Origin of the sequence: Mesorhizobium sp. WSM4976 (assembly GCF_029625685.1) — a bacterium.
In the GTDB taxonomy this organism is placed as follows: Bacteria; Pseudomonadota; Alphaproteobacteria; order Rhizobiales; family Rhizobiaceae; genus Mesorhizobium.
In genome coordinates this window covers 60,346-78,402 of record NZ_JARTVT010000022.1, presented here as the reverse complement: position 1 = coordinate 78,402, position 18,057 = coordinate 60,346, and the positions used below count along the sequence as shown (strand labels likewise).

General features: G+C 63.8%; 12 protein-coding genes. 7 read left to right on the top strand and 5 right to left on the bottom strand.

Translation table 11 applies throughout. The features are described 5' to 3' along the window. The first annotated feature begins 202 nt into the window (after positions 1 to 202). Positions 203 to 5,899 carry a HAMP domain-containing protein gene (locus P9272_RS24985; RefSeq protein ID WP_278162591.1) on the top strand — a complete coding sequence of 1,899 codons (5,697 nt, stop codon included), beginning with the start codon at positions 203 to 205 and terminating at the stop codon, positions 5,897 to 5,899. A 10-nt stretch (positions 5,900 to 5,909) separates the two neighbouring features. Then, on the top strand, positions 5,910 to 7,964 hold the full coding sequence (locus tag P9272_RS24980; RefSeq protein ID WP_278162590.1) for a response regulator: 2,055 nt from the start codon (positions 5,910 to 5,912) through the stop codon (positions 7,962 to 7,964). A 26-nt stretch (positions 7,965 to 7,990) separates the two neighbouring features. On the opposite strand, the gene P9272_RS24975 is transcribed toward P9272_RS24980, so the two are convergent. Together P9272_RS24975 and P9272_RS24970 are read right to left on the bottom strand one after the other, a co-directional pair. After that, positions 7,991 to 8,224 (bottom strand): hypothetical protein, encoded by a 234-nt coding sequence (locus P9272_RS24975; protein ID WP_278162589.1) that lies wholly within the window; start codon positions 8,222 to 8,224, stop codon positions 7,991 to 7,993. 104 nt (positions 8,225 to 8,328) lie between these two features. Beyond that, positions 8,329 to 9,078, bottom strand: coding sequence for a DUF899 family protein (locus tag P9272_RS24970; protein WP_278162588.1), 750 nt, complete (start codon positions 9,076 to 9,078; stop codon positions 8,329 to 8,331). A 120-nt stretch (positions 9,079 to 9,198) separates the two neighbouring features. On the opposite strand from P9272_RS24970, the gene P9272_RS24965 reads away from it, so the two are divergent. Beyond that, a complete protein-coding gene (locus P9272_RS24965) occupies positions 9,199 to 10,419 on the top strand; it encodes a helix-turn-helix domain-containing protein (protein WP_278162587.1) in 1,221 nt (406 codons plus the stop codon). A 31-nt stretch (positions 10,420 to 10,450) separates the two neighbouring features. Continuing rightward, positions 10,451 to 11,089 carry a DUF5074 domain-containing protein gene (locus P9272_RS24960; RefSeq protein ID WP_278162586.1) on the top strand — a complete coding sequence of 213 codons (639 nt, stop codon included), beginning with the start codon at positions 10,451 to 10,453 and terminating at the stop codon, positions 11,087 to 11,089. A 25-nt stretch (positions 11,090 to 11,114) separates the two neighbouring features. Here the strand turns inward: P9272_RS24960 and P9272_RS24955 are convergent, their stop codons facing one another. The 3 genes from P9272_RS24955 to efp all read right to left on the bottom strand — a co-directional run bounded on the left by P9272_RS24955 (position 11,115) and on the right by efp (position 14,442). Next, positions 11,115 to 12,203, bottom strand: a complete 1,089-nt coding sequence (locus P9272_RS24955; protein WP_278162585.1) for an acyltransferase family protein — start codon at positions 12,201 to 12,203, stop codon at positions 11,115 to 11,117. 107 nt (positions 12,204 to 12,310) lie between these two features. After that, on the bottom strand, positions 12,311 to 13,570 hold the full coding sequence (locus P9272_RS24950) for an MFS transporter (protein WP_278162584.1): 1,260 nt from the start codon (positions 13,568 to 13,570) through the stop codon (positions 12,311 to 12,313). Between the two features lie 302 nt (positions 13,571 to 13,872). Continuing rightward, the gene (gene efp / locus P9272_RS24945; RefSeq protein ID WP_042646394.1) at positions 13,873 to 14,442 is read right to left on the bottom strand and encodes an elongation factor P; all 570 of its coding nucleotides are present in this window, start codon (positions 14,440 to 14,442) and stop codon (positions 13,873 to 13,875) included. A 129-nt stretch (positions 14,443 to 14,571) separates the two neighbouring features. On the opposite strand from efp, the gene epmA reads away from it, so the two are divergent. The 3 genes from epmA to P9272_RS24930 all read left to right on the top strand — a co-directional run bounded on the left by epmA (position 14,572) and on the right by P9272_RS24930 (position 18,014). Beyond that, a complete protein-coding gene (epmA, locus tag P9272_RS24940; protein WP_278162583.1) occupies positions 14,572 to 15,615 on the top strand; it encodes an EF-P lysine aminoacylase EpmA in 1,044 nt (347 codons plus the stop codon). Between the two features lie 265 nt (positions 15,616 to 15,880). Beyond that, entirely contained in the window at positions 15,881 to 17,224 is a 1,344-nt protein-coding gene (locus tag P9272_RS24935) for a TldD/PmbA family protein (protein ID WP_278162582.1), read from the top strand. Continuing rightward, entirely contained in the window at positions 17,211 to 18,014 is an 804-nt protein-coding gene (locus P9272_RS24930; RefSeq protein WP_278162581.1) for a 3'(2'),5'-bisphosphate nucleotidase CysQ, read from the top strand. The genes P9272_RS24935 and P9272_RS24930 overlap by 14 nt, the downstream gene beginning before the upstream one ends. Positions 18,015 to 18,057: the final 43 nt, after the last annotated feature.

The window sequence follows — 18,057 nt, the reverse complement described above, 5'->3', positions numbered from 1 at the left end:
AGAATTGGACCGAGGAGCGAGCCGCCCACGAAAGATCGTTCCCGGCGGTTTGCCGGCCGCCTGGGAGGGTAGCCCACGAAGATCTCGCCGCCGCTAATGGAACCGAAATGCGGTCCGCGCGTTGTGCCGCTCGCGGGAGTATCCTCGCGAGGGGCATTTTCATTCACGACCGTCGTTATCTGCCGGGCTGTGAGGGGGCGCTGTGAGTACGCTGAGATCCAAGCCGCAATTGGACCGCCGTCAGATTTTGAACGCGCTCAAGGCCTTCCGGCGCGGTGACTTCTCTGTGCGCATCGACAATGTCTATGAAGGCCTCGACTCCGATATCGCTGACACCTTCAACCAGATCGTGGAGATCAACGATCAGGTCACGCGCGAGTTCGAGCGGCTGAGCCGGGTGGTCGGCAAGGACGGGCGGATTGGTGAGCGCGGTCACGTGCGCAATGCTACGGGCAGCTGGGAAACAAGCGTCCGCTCCGTCAACGATCTCATCGAGGACATGGTCCAACCGACCACGGAGGTGGCGCGCGTCATTGGCGCGGTTGCTAAGGGCGACCTATCGCAAACCATGATGGTGGAGATCGACGGCCGGCCTCTGCGAGGCGAGTTCCTCCGTATCGGCAAGGTCGTCAACACGATGGTCGGGCAGTTGGGGTCCTTTGCTTCGGAGGTGACGCGTGTTGCCCGCGAAGTGGGCACAGAAGGCAAGCTTGGCGGCCAGGCGCGGGTGAAGGGCGTGGCAGGCACCTGGAAAGACCTGACCGACAACGTCAACGCCATGGCGACCAATCTCACTGGGCAGGTCCGCAACATCGCCGAGGTCACCACGGCCGTCGCCTCGGGCGACCTGTCGAAAAAAATCACCGTCGATGTGAAAGGCGAGATCCTGGAGCTCAAGAACACCATCAACACCATGGTGGACCAGCTCAATTCATTCGCCTCGGAAGTGACGCGCGTGGCGCGCGAGGTCGGCACCGAAGGCAAGCTCGGCGGTCAGGCGCGCGTCGAGGGCGTCGGGGGCACCTGGAAAGACCTTACCGACAACGTCAATTCGATGGCCGAGAACCTGACGGGCCAGGTCCGCAACATCGCCGAGGTCACCACGGCCGTCGCGCTCGGCGACCTTTCAAAGAAGATCACCGTCGATGTGAAGGGCGAAATTCTCGAACTGAAGAACACCATCAACACGATGGTGGACCAGCTCAACTCGTTTGCCTCCGAGGTGACCCGCGTGGCGCGCGAGGTCGGTTCCGAGGGCAAGCTGGGAGGCCAAGCCCAGGTGCGTGGTGTCGCGGGAACCTGGAAGGATCTGACGGACAATGTGAACTCAATGGCCGAGAACCTGACCGGGCAGGTTCGCAACATCGCCGAGGTGACGACGGCGGTCGCGTCGGGCGATCTGTCGAAGAAGATTACGGTGGCCGTTCAGGGCGAGATCCTGGAGCTCAAGGACACCATCAACACCATGGTGGACCAGCTCAATTCCTTTGCGTCGGAGGTGACGCGCGTTGCCCGAGAAGTCGGCACCGAAGGCAAGCTTGGCGGCCAGGCCGACGTGAAGGGCGTCGGCGGCACATGGAAGGACCTGACCGACAGCGTCAACCTGATGGCTGCCAACCTCACCGGCCAGGTGCGCAATATCGCCGAGGTGACCACGGCCGTCGCGCGCGGCGACCTGTCGAAGAAGATCACGGTCGACGTCAAGGGCGAAATCCTGGAACTGAAGGACACCGTCAACACGATGGTGGATCAGCTCAACTCCTTTGCCTCGGAAGTGACGCGCGTGGCACGCGAAGTCGGCTCGGAAGGCAAGCTCGGCGGTCAGGCCCACGTCGAAGGCGTCGGCGGCACCTGGAAGGATTTGACCGACAACGTGAACGCAATGGCCGGCAATCTCACGGTGCAGCTTCGTGACGTCTCTAAGGTCGCGACGGCAATCGCGACCGGCGACCTGACCCAGAAGATCACGGTCGATGCTTTGGGCGAGATCCTGCAGATCAAAGACGTCATCAACACGATGGTCGATCAGCTCAACTCGTTTGCCTCGGAAGTGACGCGAGTTGCGCGCGAGGTGGGGTCGGACGGGAAACTCGGCGGGCAGGCGCAAGTGCGTGGTGTGGCAGGCACGTGGAAGGACCTGACCGACAATGTGAATGCCATGGCCGCGAATCTGACCGGCCAGGTGCGCAACATCGCCGAGGTGACTACCGCCGTTGCGCTCGGTGATCTTTCCAAGAAGATCACTGTCGACGTCAAAGGCGAGATCCTGGAGCTGAAGTCGACGATCAACACCATGGTTGATCAGTTGAACTCATTCGCCGGAGAAGTGACCCGCGTCGCCCGAGAGGTCGGTACCGAGGGCAAACTGGGCGGCCAGGCCCAGGTCCGCGGCGTCGCCGGCACCTGGAAAGACCTCACCGACAACGTCAACTCCATGGCCGAGAACCTAACCGGCCAGGTGCGCAACATCGCGGAGGTGACCACCGCCGTCGCACGCGGCGATCTGTCGAAGAAGATCACCGTGGACGTCAAGGGCGAGATCCTGGAGCTGAAGTCGACGATCAACACCATGGTCGATCAGCTGAACTCCTTTGCCGGTGAGGTGACGCGCGTGGCGCGCGAGGTGGGCACCGAAGGCAAGCTTGGCGGCCAGGCTCGCGTCGAGGGCGTTGCCGGCACCTGGAAGGACCTGACCGACAACGTCAACCTGATGGCTACCAACCTCACGAACCAGGTGCGTGGCATCGCGGATGTCGTGACCGCGGTCGCGCAGGGAAATCTACGCCGCAAACTCACCGTCGATGCAAAGGGCGAGATCGCTTCGCTGGCCGACACCATCAACGGCATGATCGAGACCCTCGCCACCTTTGCCGACCAGGTGACCAACGTCGCGCGCGAGGTCGGCATCGAAGGCAAGCTCGGCGGCCAGGCTCGCGTGCCGGGCGCGGCAGGGCTCTGGCGCGACTTGACCGACAATGTCAATCAGCTGGCAGCCAATCTGACAACCCAGGTGCGAGCCATCGCCGAAGTGTCGACGGCGGTGACCAAGGGCGATCTGACGCGCTCGATCAGCGTCCAGGCGTCGGGTGAAGTGGCCGCCCTCAAGGACAACATCAACGAGATGATCCGCAACCTCAAGGATCAGACGCTCAAGAACGCCGAGCAGGACTGGCTGAAGACCAATCTGGCACGGTTCTCGCGCATGTTGCAGGGCGAGCGCGATTTGGCGACCGTGTCGCGTCTGATCATGTCTGAGCTAGCGCCCCTGGTGAATGCGCAATACGGCGTGTTCTACGTGACCAACCGCGAAGAAGACGAATCTTATCTGGAACTCGCCGCATCCTACGGAGCCGAGAGCAAGGCCGCCATGAAACAGCGCCTTGACCTGCGCGAGGGGCTGATTGGCCAGAGCGCTGCCGACAAACGTGCGATCGTTCTCGACAATGTGCCGCCGGACTTCCTGCGCATCACGTCCGGCCTCGGCAATACCACTCCGGCCAATGTCATCATCCTGCCCGCGCTCTTCGAAGACGAAGTCAAGGCGGTGATCGAGCTTGCCTCCTTCAGTGAGTTCCGCGACACGCACCAATCGTTCCTCAACCAACTGATGGAGTCGGTTGGTATCGTGCTCAACACGATCGCGGCGACGATGCGCACTGAAGGCCTTTTGAAACAGTCCCAATTGCTGACTTCCGAATTGCAGGCGCGCCAGACGGAACTGACCAAGAAGCAGGAGGAACTGCACGCCACCAACGAGGAGTTGCAGGAAAAGGCGCAACTCCTCGAAAACGAAAAGAAGCAGGTGGAAAACAAGAATCTGGAAATCGAGATGGCTCGGCGCGCCCTTGAGGAGAAAGCCGAACAGCTTGCGCTGACCTCCAAGTACAAATCTGAATTCTTGGCCAATATGAGCCACGAGCTGCGCACACCGCTGAACTCGCTGCTCATCCTTTCGAATCTGCTGGCCAGCAACCAGCAGGGAAATCTCAACGACAAGCAGGTCGAGTTTGCCCGGACGATCAATTCGGCGGGGACCGACCTGCTCAGCCTTATCAACGACATTCTCGATCTTTCCAAGATCGAGTCTGGCACCGTTTCCGTCGAGATCAACGATATGCCTCTGGCGCATCTGCGCCAGCACATGGAACGCACTTTCCGTCAGCTGGCTGCCGACAAGGGATTGGGCTTTAAAATAGAACTTGACCCGGGACTTCCGGAGACGGTGCGGACCGACGAAAAGCGGCTGCAGCAGATAGTGCTCAACCTGTTGTCGAACGCATTCAAATTCACGTCGACCGGTAAGGTCAGCCTCACTTTCAGGCCGGAGAAGACCGGGCGGCGGAACGGCGCTGAGGCGCCGAAGGCGCTCGCTATCGCGGTCACTGATACCGGCATCGGCATTCCCGACGACAAGCAGAAGCTGATCTTCGAGGCCTTCCAGCAGGCCGATGGCACCACCAGCCGCAAATATGGTGGTACCGGCCTCGGCCTGTCCATCAGCCGAGAAATCGCGCGGCTGCTCGGAGGCGAGCTTAGAGTGGAAAGCACGCCAGGCAAGGGCTCCACATTCACGCTTGTAATCCCCATCGACGGACCGAGAACGGTTTCGCAACCCATTATTGTCGAGGAGGAGGCGGTCGCTGCCGCGGCCGGCGTTTCCGTTCCTGAACTGATCGACGATCGCGATGCCCTCTCGCCCGAAGACCGGGTCGTGCTCATCATAGAGGACGACCCCACCTTTGCAGGACTGCTGCTGGGCATGGCGCGCTCGGCGGGCCTCAAGGGCGTGTTGTCCACCGCGGGCTCCGGGACAGTGGCGCTGGCGAGGAAGCTGGTTCCGGATGCAATCACGCTGGACCTCGGCCTTTCAGACATAGATGGCTGGGTGCTGTTCGATCTTCTGCGGCACGACCCCAAAACCGCAGGCGTCCCGATACATGTCATCTCGGGTGCGGAAGATTCGGCCGGCCTATTGCGCAGTGGCGCCGCCAGCGTCTCGACAAAGCCGGTGTCGTCGGATGACCTCATGAAGGTGTTCGAGGATATTCATTCGAGCAAGTTGCGCCTCCAGCGCAATGTCTTGATCGTGGATGCCGATCCCGAGCGGCGGCTTGCCCTGGCCGACGCGATCCGCGACGGCGTCACTTCCGTAACGCCTGTCGGTCGGATCGCCGCAAACGGTCGGGGAATAGACTTCGACATCTATGACGCGATCGTGCTGGGCTTTGGGAGGTCGGGCAAGGACAACTCCAAGATGATTGAGGAGATCGCGGCTTCGCTCGAGCGCCTTTCAGCCAAGCTCGTGTTCTTCGCACCTTATCCGGAGGCCCTGGAGCAACTGATCGGACTCAAACCGGCGTTGGCGAATGTTGCCCGTGCCGAGAATTTTGGCCAGTTGGCGCTGCTGATGTCGGCGACCCTGCCGCGGGACAGTCACACCAACGGGGCGGCGCCCTCCCAACGACCGGATAAGACCGACCTCGCCGGCGCCAAAGTCCTCATCGTCGACGACGACATCCGCAACATCTATTCGCTGACCAGCGTGCTCGAAACATATGGTATCCAGGTTTTGCATGCCGAGCGTGGTCGCGACGGCATCGCATTGCTCCAGCAAAACCCAGACATGGACGTCGCGCTCATCGACATCATGATGCCGGAGATGGACGGCTATGAGACGATGCGGCAGATACGCGGCATGCCGCCAATCGCGCATGTCCCCCTGATCTCGGTGACTGCCAAGGCAATGAAGGGCGATAGGCAAAAGTGCCTTGATGCGGGTGCTTCGGATTACATAGCCAAGCCTGTGGATCTTGACCTTCTGCTCGCGCTGCTCCGGGTCTGGATCGGGCGATCGAGACAGCACGCACAGCCGGCAGAGACGCTCTTGGCGGCCGTATGATGGGTTGCCAATGCAAGGGATGCTGAAAACCAAATCCGAGCAGCGCGCAGCGCTGTCAGAGGTGGCGCAAGGCGCGCGCATCCTTGCCGTCGATGATGACGACCGCAATCTCCTGGCGATCAGCGAAGTCCTGGCAGGAGTGGGCGAGGTTGTTTGCGCGCAGTCCGGCGAGGAGGCGCTGCGGTTCCTTCTGAAGGAAGAGTTCGCCGTCATTCTTCTGGACGTGCTGATGCCCGGATTGGACGGATACGAGACGGCCTCATTGATCCGCCAAAGAGAGCAGTCGAGACGCACCCCGATCATCTTCCTGAGCGCGATCAACAAGGAAGAAGCGCATATGCTGCGCGGCTATGACGCCGGTGCGGTCGATTTCGTCTTCAAGCCCTTCGATTCGGTCATGCTGCGTTCGAAGGTGGCCGTGTTCGTCGAATTGCACGAGAAGACCCTCGAGATCCAGCGCAAGGCGATCGTGGAGCAGACTTTGCTGGAGCAGGCGCTGGAGTCGCAAAAGTCGAGAGTCGAGGCGGAACGAGCCTTGCGTGCCGCGGAGCAGCGTCAGGAAGCCATTCTGCAATCGGTTCCGGTTTGCTTTCATGCCCGGTCTCTCGAACCGCCTTTTGACGCTCGTTTCGTCACCAGCGGGATCGAGCGGTTGACCGGATTTTCACCCGAGCGGCTAACGTCCGAGCCCGGCTTCGGCCTGAGCCGTGTGCATCCGGACGACTTGTCCGATGTCGAAGCCGCTCTTCGCGGGGCCAAGGAGGCCGGCTCCTATAGCTGCGAGTTCCGCTGGCGATGCGCAGACGGCAAATACCGAAGCTTCCTCGACCAGGGTGTCATCTCGCATGATCCAGTGGACAACACGGACGAGATTGTCGGCACGCTGCTCGACATCACCGAGCGCCGCGAGCTCGAAGACAGGCTGCTCAAGACGCAGCGTCTTGACGCGATCGGCAAGCTCACAGGCGGACTTGCCCATGATTTCAACAATCTCCTCGCGGCGATCCTCAGCGGGCTCGGGCTCATCGAGCGCAGCACCGCGCTCGATGAGCAGGCGAAGAAAGTCCTCGACCTTACAAAGCGCTCGGCCAAGCAGGGCGCCGACCTCGTTAATCGGATGCTCGCCTTCTCCAGACGCCAGCATCTGAAGCCCGAACCTTTGCAACTGACGGGGCTGGCCGAGACCCTGAACGGACTGGTCGCGCCGGTGCTAGGGGGGCTCGTTCGCTTCGAATGGCAAATCGACAACTCGGTTTGGCCGGTGCTGGTGGACGCAGGCCAACTCGAACTCGCTCTCATGAACCTGGTTTTCAATGCGCGCGATGCAATGCCTACGGGAGGTTCGATCACGATACGGGCCGAAAATCACACGACCCAAGGCAGCTCCGACGAACTGGCCGCCGGCGACTATGTCGTCATCTCGGTCATCGATACCGGTTCGGGCATTCCGGCCGATCTCGTGGCGAAGGTCATAGAGCCCTTCTTCACGACGAAACCGGTCGGCAAAGGCACCGGCCTTGGCTTGAGTACCGTCTACGGCTTCGCAAAGCAGTCGGGCGGCACGCTTCGGATCGAGAGTGTTGTCGGGCGAGGCACGGCGATGCAGCTGTGGCTGCCACGATCGTTGAAGCAGCCGGCCCGACCGATCGAGCAGGGACAGGTCAGCCGGGCTAGCATCGACGGCAATGGCGGCCGGCCGTCTATACTGTTGGTCGACGACAGCGATGCGCTGCGCGAGTTGACGGCTGCATCATTGAGGCAAAGCGGCTTCGACGTGACATGCGCCGCCGGTGGTGCCGAGGCGCTGGCCAGGATCGAGAAGGCTCCTGGCGATTTCGACGTAATCGTCACCGATTACGCCATGCCGCTCGTTTCAGGCTTGGACGTGATCCGATTTGCGCGGAACCTGAAGGCGGACTGGCCTGCGGTTATCATTACCGGCTATGCCGACACCAAGGCGATCGGCGATCTGCCGTCCGATGTTCCGTTGCTCGCGAAACCTTACAAGGACCAGCAGCTTGTCGAGTCCATTCTGCTGGCCAAAAAGACCCGTGGCCGGGCCTGAAATCGAAGCCGGCGATATCGTCAGTCTCACCCCGGCCTCGCCACCAGCCGCAGCCATGGCGCAAGATGGAAGGCCGCCATCAAAAGGTACATCGGCGCCATCCCGCTGAGCACCGAGGCGCCCGACATGCACGTCATGTCGTGGTCGCCATAGGCAGCCGTCAGCAGCGCCATCATGGCGAAGGTCGGCGCCGCGGCGAGGCAAAGCCAGTCGGCGAGGCCGAAGCCGCTCAGGCGAGGGGCGGGATTGTCGATGCTCATGAAATCCACCTTCTGATACGGTCAGGTTTGCAAGCGCCGGAGAGAGGGAAGGGCGCGTAGCGAGATCGACTCCGGCGACGCGCGCCGCCGGAGTCGCGTCAGGCTCAGGCGCTCTTGTTGCGGAACGCCGCTTCGCCGGCATCCGACACCTCGACCCATCTCTGATCGGGGGCGGCACCCGCTTCGTAATTGTCGTGCCAGTTCCACCATTTGTAGGTCTGCGTCTGCGGATAGCCCTCTGGTGAATTCTCCCACACCTCCTGCCGGCCGAGCGGCGTGACGTCGAGATAGCTCCACACGGTGCCAAAGGCTTCGTCGCCGCGGTTGTTCACGAAATAGGTGCGGAAGATGCGCTTGCCGTCATGGATGAAGACGTTGTGGCCGTGCCATTGGTCGACGCCGAAATCCTTATCCCAGCTGTCGGTGATGGTGTACCAAGGCATTTTCCAGTCCATCTGTTGCTTCAGCCGCTGGATGTCGGCCTGCGGCGCGCGCGAGGCATAGGCAAGTGTGGTGTCGCGGGCGTTGAGATGGGCGAGGTTGCCGACCATGTCGGCGCCGAGCGAGCAGCCGCGGCAGGCATGTTCGGGCCAGCCATAGACGCCCGGCTCGAAGAAGGCGCGGTAGATCACGAGCTGGCGGCGGCCTTCGAAGAGGTCGAGCAGGCTCGCCTTGCCGTTCGGGCCTTCGAACACATAGTCCTTGGTGACTTCCATCCACGGCATGCGGCGGCGTTCGGCGGCCAATGCGTCGCGGGCGCGGGTCATCGCCTTTTCCTTGACCAGCATTTCTTCATAGGCGCCTTCCCACGCTTCCTGCGAAACGACCGGCGGTGTCTTCATGTGTTGGGTCATTGCTCTTGTCCCGTTCTTGGGTTTGGTTGGGGGTGACAGGGACAGACATAGGCCGCATGCTTCGATGGTGAGAGTTACAAGTGTGACGCGATTTGAGCCGGCGAGCCTCGAGGCGGCGGCATGGACTCGCTGATCAACGCCGCCGGGCGCGCGCTCGCCGCGGGCGATCCGCTCGGCGCCTTGAAGCGCGTCGGCTTGCGCGACGACGCGCCAGCGCTGGCGCTGCGCGGCATCGCGATGGCGCAGCTCGGCGATCTCGCCAAGGCCAAGGCGCTGCTGAAGGACGCCGTCCGCGCCTTCAGCCCGAAGGAGGCGGTCGCACGCGCGCGCTGCGTCGTCGCCGAGGCCGAGATTGCCCTAGTGTCACGCGACCTCGGCTGGCCGGAGAAGGCCTTGCGATCCGCACGCGCCACGCTTGCCGCGCATGGCGACCGGCTGAACGCCGCCTATGCCGGCAGCCTCGAGGCGCGTCGTCTCATCCTGATCGGCCGGCTCGACGAGGCCGAGCGGCTGCTTTCGGATTTCGATCCGGCGCCGCTGCCGCCGGTTGCGCGCGTCGCGCATGAACTGGCCGCGGCCGGCATCGCGGTCCGGCGCCTCAGGACGAAAGCGGCGCGCTCGGCGTTCGGGCGGGCGTCGCTGGCCGCTTACGAAGCCAACATCCCGGCCTTGAAGGCCGAAGTCGAAGCGGCATCCCTGGTCTTGAACACGCCGGTCGGCAGGCTGATCGCGCGCGGCACAGAGAAAGATCTGCTGCTCGATGAGGTCGAGACGCTGCTGACCTCGGGCGCGCTGATCATCCATGCCTGCCGCAACGTGGTGCGCGAGGCCGATGCGGTCGTCTCGCTGGCGACACGGCCGGTGTTGTTCGCGCTGGCGCGCACGCTTGCCGAGGCATGGCCGGCGGATGCCTCGCGTGAGATGCTATTGAGACACGCCTTTCGGGCAAGGCACGCGGATGAATCTCATCGCGCGCGGCTGAGGGTCGAGATGGGGCGGCTGCGCGCGGAGCTCGCCGGGTTGGCCGAAATCAATGCGACCGCCGCCGGGTTTGCGCTGACGCCTCTCAATGCCGCCGACGTTGTCGTGCTGGCGCCGCCTGTCGAGGAGGAACACGGCGCAGTGCTCGCTTTCCTGACCGATGGCGAGGCCTGGTCGAGCTCGGCGCTGGCGATCGCGCTCGGCGCCAGCGCGCGCACCGTGCAGCGAGCGCTGGAAGAACTGTCGACGCAGAATAAGGTGCAGCCGGTCGGCCGCGGCCGGGCGCGCCGCTGGATGATGCCGCCGGTTACCGGATTCCCGACTGTGTTGTTACTCCCGGGGCCGCTGCCGACCGACTAGTCTGCGGCCATTGTTCGAATGGAGGCTGAAAATGAAACGAGCCGCTGCCGAGATCCTGCGCGAATACGGACCGTTCCCTGGCGTCGAGCGCGTCAATGGCGTCACCTATGACGGCCGAAATATCTGGTTCGCCAGTGGCGACAAGCTGAACGCGCTCGATCCCGACAGCGGCAAGATCGTGCATACGATAGATGTCGCGTCGCATGCCGGGACTGCCTTCGATGGCAAGTATCTCTACCAGATTGCCGAGGATCGCATCCACAAGGTCGACCCGAAGATCGGCAAGGTCGTCGCAACCATTCCGGCGCCCGGCAATGGCGGCGATTCAGGCATGGCCTGGGCCGAGGGTTCGCTCTGGGTCGGCGAATACCGGGCGCATAAGATCCATCAGATCGATCCCGAAACGGGCAGAGTGATCCGCACGATCGAATCCAAGCGCGTCGTCACCGGCGTCACCTGGGTCGATGGCGAGCTCTGGCATGCCACCTGGGAGGGCGAGGAGGGCGACCTGGTGCGCGTTGATCCCGACACGGGTGACGTGCTGCAGGAACTGGCGATGCCCTCCGGCGTGTCGGGGCTGGAATCCGACGGCGGCGGCTGCTTCTTCTGCGGTGGCGGGAGCAGCGGCAAGATCAAGGCCGCAAAGCGTCCGGGATACGGCGGCAAGTAACGGACCGGCGGAAAGGGCGGCCCAGTCAGGCTGCTTCGGGCGCCGGCCGCGGAATGGGCTTGCTGGAGGCTTTCGCGGCGTTTGGCCTGTCGACATGCGCCCAAGCCGGCCGCTCGAACAGGAAGGTGCCGAAGCCGATCCGCTTGACGATGAAATAGAGCACCACCGGGCTGATGACCGAGACAAGCAGCACGGCGAGGCTCAGTAGCCCGGTGTCGGTCAGAAGCCCGCTTGCCAGCATGACGCCGCGGAAGATCGACATGGGAATGGTAAAAGCGACATAGACGACCAGCGAATGCTCGCCGAGCCAGCGCAGCCATTCCATCGAAGCGAATTTCGACAGGAAACCGCCGGCGACGCACAGCGCCACCGCGCCGGCGACTGCCAGCGCAAGATGCAGCGGCGGCCATGCCGCCAGGCCCATCTGCATACCCACCGGCTGCATCGCATAGCCGGGGGAATAGACGAGCAGCCCGTTGACGAGTGTCCAGGCGAGCAGGCTAGCCACGGCGATCACCGGACGAGCCTGTGTCCATTCGACCAGCCGGAAGATCAGCGGCGCAAGCACGAAGCCGAGATAAAAGAACACGAAATAGGCCGCGAACTGCTCGAGCGCGTAGCTGTCGGGCTTCGGCGCCCACATTTGCAGTGCGGCGGCGAGAGGGATCACGATCCAATGCGGCACGCGAAGCTCTCGCAGCAGGCGTATGACGACGCCGAAAACCGCCAGCATGTATATGAACCATAGCACGCCGTAGGGTTGGACGACGGCCATTGCAAGGTCGTGCAGCATGCCGGCGGGATCGCGGCTGAAGATGCCGATCTTGAGCCCGATCGAGATGATAGCCCACAGCACGTAGAAATAGAGATAGTGGACGACGCGCCGGTCGACATAGCGCCGCCACGGCCGGTCGATCACCTGCGACAGGAACAGGCCCGAGATCAGGAAGAATTCCGGCATGCGGAAGGGCGTCGCAAAGCCGATCACGTAATGCAGGAAACCGACGCCGCCGGTGTATTCGCCGGTGTTGTAGGCCGAATACATCATCACCACCAGGATGATGGAAAGGCCTTTTGCCGTGTCCACCCAGGGCATGCGGTTGGGGCTGCTCATGCGCGATCTCAAGGAAAATTCAACCGTCGCAATTGTAGCGGACCGGCGAATGGCCCGCAGCAACAAGCTTACGATATCGTAAACGGAAGCCTTGTTCGGGGCCGGCGTTAACCATCGCCTTGCGAAGACCGGGCGGCGGCATGCGTCTCGCGCATCGCTATTGCGACGATTACGCCCGACAGGAAGGTCAACGCGGCAATGGCCATGATTGCAGGGACGAAACCGAAGAAGTCGGCGATCAGGCCCGCGGCGAGGGCGCCAATTGCATAGCCGAGGTCGCGCCAGAAACGATAGACGCTGAGCGAGCGCGCCCGCCACGATGGGTGCGAGGCGTCCGACACAGCCGCGATCAGGCTCGGATAGACCATTGCCGTGCCGAGGCCGAGCAGCACGCTCGCCAGCAGCCACCAGCCGAAATCGCGGGTCAAGGCGGTCAAGAGAAGCCCCGCCGCCTGCACCCACATGCCGGTGACGATCAGTCCCTTGCGGCCCCAGCGGTCGCTCAACGGCCCGGTCGCGACCTGCAGGACGCCCCACACCGCCGGATAGACCGCCTTGAGGATGCCGATGCGCTCGACGCCGAGCCCGTTGGCGACGAAGAAGAGCGGAAACAGCCCCCAACTCATGCCGTCATTCAGGTTGTTGACCAGGCCCGCCTGGGAGGCGGCGAACAAATTGCGGTCTCCGAACGAGGTCAGCATGAAGATCTCGCGGAAGCTAAGCGGCGAAGCCTGTTTTGGGTGATTGGCCAGCTCCTGCCGCACATGCTCGCGGGTATCGCGCACGAGCAGGATTGACAGCGTCGCACCCAGGATCGCATAGCCGACGCCGAGATAGATCGGCACCGGGCGCAGCCCGTAGCGGCTCGCCAGATAGCCGGTGAGGAAAGCGGTGACGCCGACGGAGAGGTAGCCGGCGAATTCGTTCAGGCCGACGGCCAGCCCGCGCGACTTAGGCCCGACCAGATCGACCTTCATGATCACAGTCATAGACCAGGCGAAGCCCTGGTTGATGCCGAGAAGGGCGTTGGCGGCGACGATCCAGCCCCAGCCCGGAGCCCAGATGATGATGAAGGGCACAGGTAGGCCGAACAGCCAACCGAGGATCAGCACGCGCTTGCGGCCCCATGTGTCGGCAAGCTGGCCGGAGACGAGGTTGGCACAGGCCTTGACCACGCCGAAGCTGACGATGAAGGAGACGACGAGCGTGGTCGAGGCGACGCCGAATTCCTCCGCGCCGATCAGCGGCACGACGGTCCGCTCGACGCCGACCATGCCGCCGACGAAGGCGTTGATCAGCACCAGCAGCGAAAACTGCTTCCAGTTGGCCCTGAGGCCTAGCGCGACGGCGGGCGCCCCAGCGCTCACGGTACGCCCCGTCCCTTCGCGGTCCGGGTCCTGACAGGGTCGAGCGATCTGGGCGCAATGTTGGCAGTCATGGGACAGCGGAGCCTGGTGGATGAAACGATCAGCCGCTGAACGACATATGTCAACCGGCAGTCCAGACGGCCGCTCCACGGAGGGGCCGGACGGTGCGCTGCCGGAAGAAGCATCTGGGGGGTGGAAAGCAGCCGGCAGTCCGGTATTTGCCGCTGCCGACCGGTCGGCGCCTCGAACAAGAAATGGCCCGCCTGTTCTCCAGGCGGGCCACAGCAAGCTAACCTAAGCGCTCAGTCCTTGGCGCGCTCGACATAGGACCCGTCGGCGGTCATCACCACGATGCGCGTGCCGGCGGAGATATGCGGCGGCACTGCGGTGCGCACGCCATTGGAGAGCACGGCTGGCTTGTAGGACGAAGACGCCGTCTGGCCCTTGGTGACCGGCTCAGTCTCGACCACTTCGAAGGTGGCGCGCTGCGGCAGCGTGAGCGAGATGGGCACGCCGTTGAACTGCGCGAGCTGCACGGCCATGCCCTCCTGGAGATAGGGCGCGAAGTCGCCGACCACGGCTTCCGAGGCCACGACCTGGTCGTAGCTTTCCGGGTTCATGAAATGAAAACCCTCGCCGTCCGAATAGAGGAAGGTGTGCTCGCGCTCCTCGACATAGGCGCGCTCGACCATTTCGGTCGTGCGGTAGCGCTCCGAGACCTTCACCCCGTCGCCGATGCGGCGCATGTCGAGCTGGGTCACCGGCGTGCCCTTGCCAGGATGGATGTTTTCGGCAAAGAGGATGACATAGAGCTTGCCGTCCTTATCGACGACGTTGCCTTTGCGTAAGGAGCTGGCGATGACCTTGACCACGATATTCGATCCCGTTCGAGTTTTTCGGCCTGCGAGCGTCGATTGCCACGAAGCGGCGACGGCGGCCATCGCGTGCGCCCTAGCGCATCTTGCGCCGAACCGCCAGTCTTCCGTGCGATTTTCCTGCCCATGACCGCCGCTTCGCCCTGGTGGACCCCCGATATCCATGCCGATCGCCGCCCCCGGCTGATGGCACGAAATGCCATCGCCGCCGCGCTTCGCGGCTGGTTCGCGGAACGCGATTTCATCGAGGTGACGACCTCGGCGCTGCAGGTTTCGCCGGGGAACGAGGCACATCTCGCGGCCTTCGCCACCGAGGCGATCAGGCCCGACGCGTCGCGCCGGCCGCTCTATCTCCACACCTCGCCGGAATTCGCCTGCAAGAAGCTCCTCGCCGCCGGCGAGGAGCGCATCTTCAGCCTGGGCGCCGTCTGGCGCAACCGCGAACGCGGGCCGCTGCATCATCCCGAGTTCACCATGCTCGAATGGTATCGCGTCGGCGAAACTTACGAACGCTTGATGGACGACTGCGCCGAATTCCTGGCGCTCGCCGCGGAGAAGGCCGGCTCCAGGAGTTTCCGTTTTCGCGGACGCGAGGCCGACCCTTTCGCCGAGCCGGAGCGGCTGAGCGTGGCCGATGCATTTGCTCGCCATGCCAGCATCGACCTTCTGGCGACCGTCGCGGCTGACGGCAGCACGGATCGCGAGGGGCTTCATGCGGCGCTGGTCCAGGCCGGCCTGCGCACCGCGACCGACGACAATTGGGCCGATCTGTTCAGCCGGGTGATGGTGGAAAAGATAGAGCCCGTGCTGGGGCAGGGACGCGCCACCATCCTTTACGGCTATCCGATTTCGGAGGCGGCGCTTGCCCGGCCGAGCGCCGAGGATCCGCGCGTTGCCGAGCGCTTCGAGCTCTATTGCTGCGGCGTCGAGCTAACCAACGCCTTTGGCGAGCTCACCGACCCGGCGGAGCAGCGCCGACGCTTCCTCGCCGAGATGGACGAGAAGGAGCGGGTCTATGGCGAACGCTATCCGCTGGACGAGGATTTCCTGGCGGCCTTGGCCATCATGCCGCAGGCAAGCGGCTCGGCGCTGGGCTTCGACCGGCTGGTGATGCTGGCAACGGGTGCAACGAGGATCGAGGACGTGATCTGGGCGCCGGTGGCCGAGTAGCTCGCGATTTGCCCGCTGCGGCAAAGCACCTCGCGCGCACCGCCTCGATTGCCTTGAGATTGCCGCATCCGCCATTGCAGAAGCGTCGGTGGAACAATAGATGGTGCCTAGGCATCCATAGTGGTGGTGCCAAGGCATCCAAATGATGCAAAGCATTGATGATGTTGCCGGCGGCATCCACAAATGATGCGCGCAGCACCAATGTTAGTGCGCTCGGGCCGACCCACGGCCTTGGGTGAACGCGTGAACAAACAGGAACAACCCTATGACCAACCAGCTCGATGCAGCGAAATTGACCGATCGCGTGACGGCGCTCGTCGAGGCTGCCAGGCGCGCCGGCGCCGACGCGGCCGATGCGGTGGCGGTGCGCGGGCGCTCTGCTGGCGTGTCGGTGCGGCTGGGCAAGGTCGAGGGCACCGAATCCTCGGAGAGCGAGGATGTCTCGCTGCGCGTCTTCGTCGGCCAGCGCGTGGCGAGCGTCTCGGCGACCGCTGCTTCCGATCCGAAGGCGCTAGCCGAACGCGCCGTGGCCATGGCGAAGGTCTCACCCGAGGATCCGTTCCAGGGCCTTGCCGATCCGGCGCTGCTTGTCCGCAATTTGCGCGATCTTGATCTCTTCGACCCGACCGAGGTGTCGGCGGATCAACTGAAGGAGGCAGCCCTTGCCGCCGAAGCGGCTGCATTGGCCGTCAAGGGCGTCACCAACTCCTCGGGCAGCAGCGCCAGCGCCGGCCTGGGCGGCCTCGTGCTCGCCACCTCGCATGGCTTTGTCGGCCAGTATGTCGCGTCGCGCTTCTCGCGCTCGACCAGCGTCATTGCGGGCGAGGGCACGGCGATGGAGCGCGACTATGAATTCTCCTCGCGCCAGCATTTCGCCGACCTGGACGCGCCGGAAGACATCGGCCGCAAGGCCGGTGAGCGCGCCGTGCGCCGCCTCGGCGCGCGCAAGGCGGCGACCGGTCCGGTCGATGTGGTGTTCGATCCGCGCGTCGCGCGCGGCATTGCCGGCCATCTCGCCGGCGCCATCAACGGCGCGGCGGTCGCCCGCAAGACCAGCTTCCTGCGCGACATGATGGGCAAGCAAGTGGCTTCGGCCGCGATCACGGTTACCGACGAGCCTTTGCGGCGGCGGGGGCAGGCTTCGCGCCCCTTCGACGGCGAAGGCGTCGAGGGCGAGAAGCTGCTGATGGTCGACAAGGGCGTATTGAAGCACTGGTTCCTGTCCACCTCGGCCGCGCGCGAGCTCGGCCTCGTCACCAATGGACGCGGCTCGCGCAGCGGCTCGTCGGTCTCGCCGTCCTCGACCAACCTTGCCATCGAGCCCGGCGAGCGTTCGCCGGAAGACCTGATCGCGTCTTTGAAGCGCGGCTTCTACGTCACCGAGGTGTTCGGGCAGGGCGTCGACATGGTGACCGGAGAATACAGCCGTGGCGCCTCCGGCTACTGGATCGAGAACGGCGCGCTGGCCTATCCGGTGGCCGAGGTGACGATCGCCTCCAACCTGAAGACGATGTTCCTCAACATGGTGCCGGCGAACGACCTCGACCGCAATTTCGGCACGGCTGCCCCGACGCTCCTGATCGAAGGGATGACCCTTGCCGGCGCTTGAACAACTGACATCGAGCGAGGCTCGTGACGACCTCGCCGTGCTGCGCGATGCCGCCCGCGAGGCTGGCGCCATCGCCATGGGCTATTTCGGCAACAACCCGCAGGTATGGATGAAGGGCGGCACCTCGCCGGTGAGCGAGGCCGACCATGCGGCGGACGCGTATCTACGCGAGACCTTGCTCAGGGCGCGTCCGGATTACGGCTGGCTGTCGGAAGAGACCGCCGATGATCACGCCAGGCTGTCGGCCCGCCGCACCTTCGTTGTCGACCCGATCGACGGCACACGCGGCTTTCTCGACGGCCTGCATTCCTGGTGCGTCAGCGTCGCCGTGGTCGAGGACGGCCGCTCGCTCGCCGGCGTGCTCGAATGCCCTGCCAAGCGTGAGACCTACTGGGCGCTGCCGGGCGAGGGCGCCTATCTCAACGACAAGCGCATCCATGTGCGATCGCTGGGCGAAAGCATCGATATCGGCGGGCCCAAGCCGCTGGTCGACTTGATGCCGGAGGACTGGCGCGACAGGTTGCGACGGGCCGCCTACATCCCCTCGCTTGCCTATCGGCTGGCCATGATTGCCGCCGGCAAGCTCGATGCAACCTTCGTCAAGCCGAATGCGCATGACTGGGACATTGCCGCCGCCGATCTGATCCTCGCCGAGGCTGGCGGCGCGTTGCTCGACCGCCGCGGCAAGCCGCCGCGCTATGCCGGCGAGGTGATCAATCACGGCGCGCTGGCCGCCGGCAGTGGCGAACTGCTCGACGTGCTTACCGGCGTCCTTTCTGGACTTGACTAAGGGTGAGTCGGCAGGCGGTTCCAAAACCAGACGCTTTGGTCTA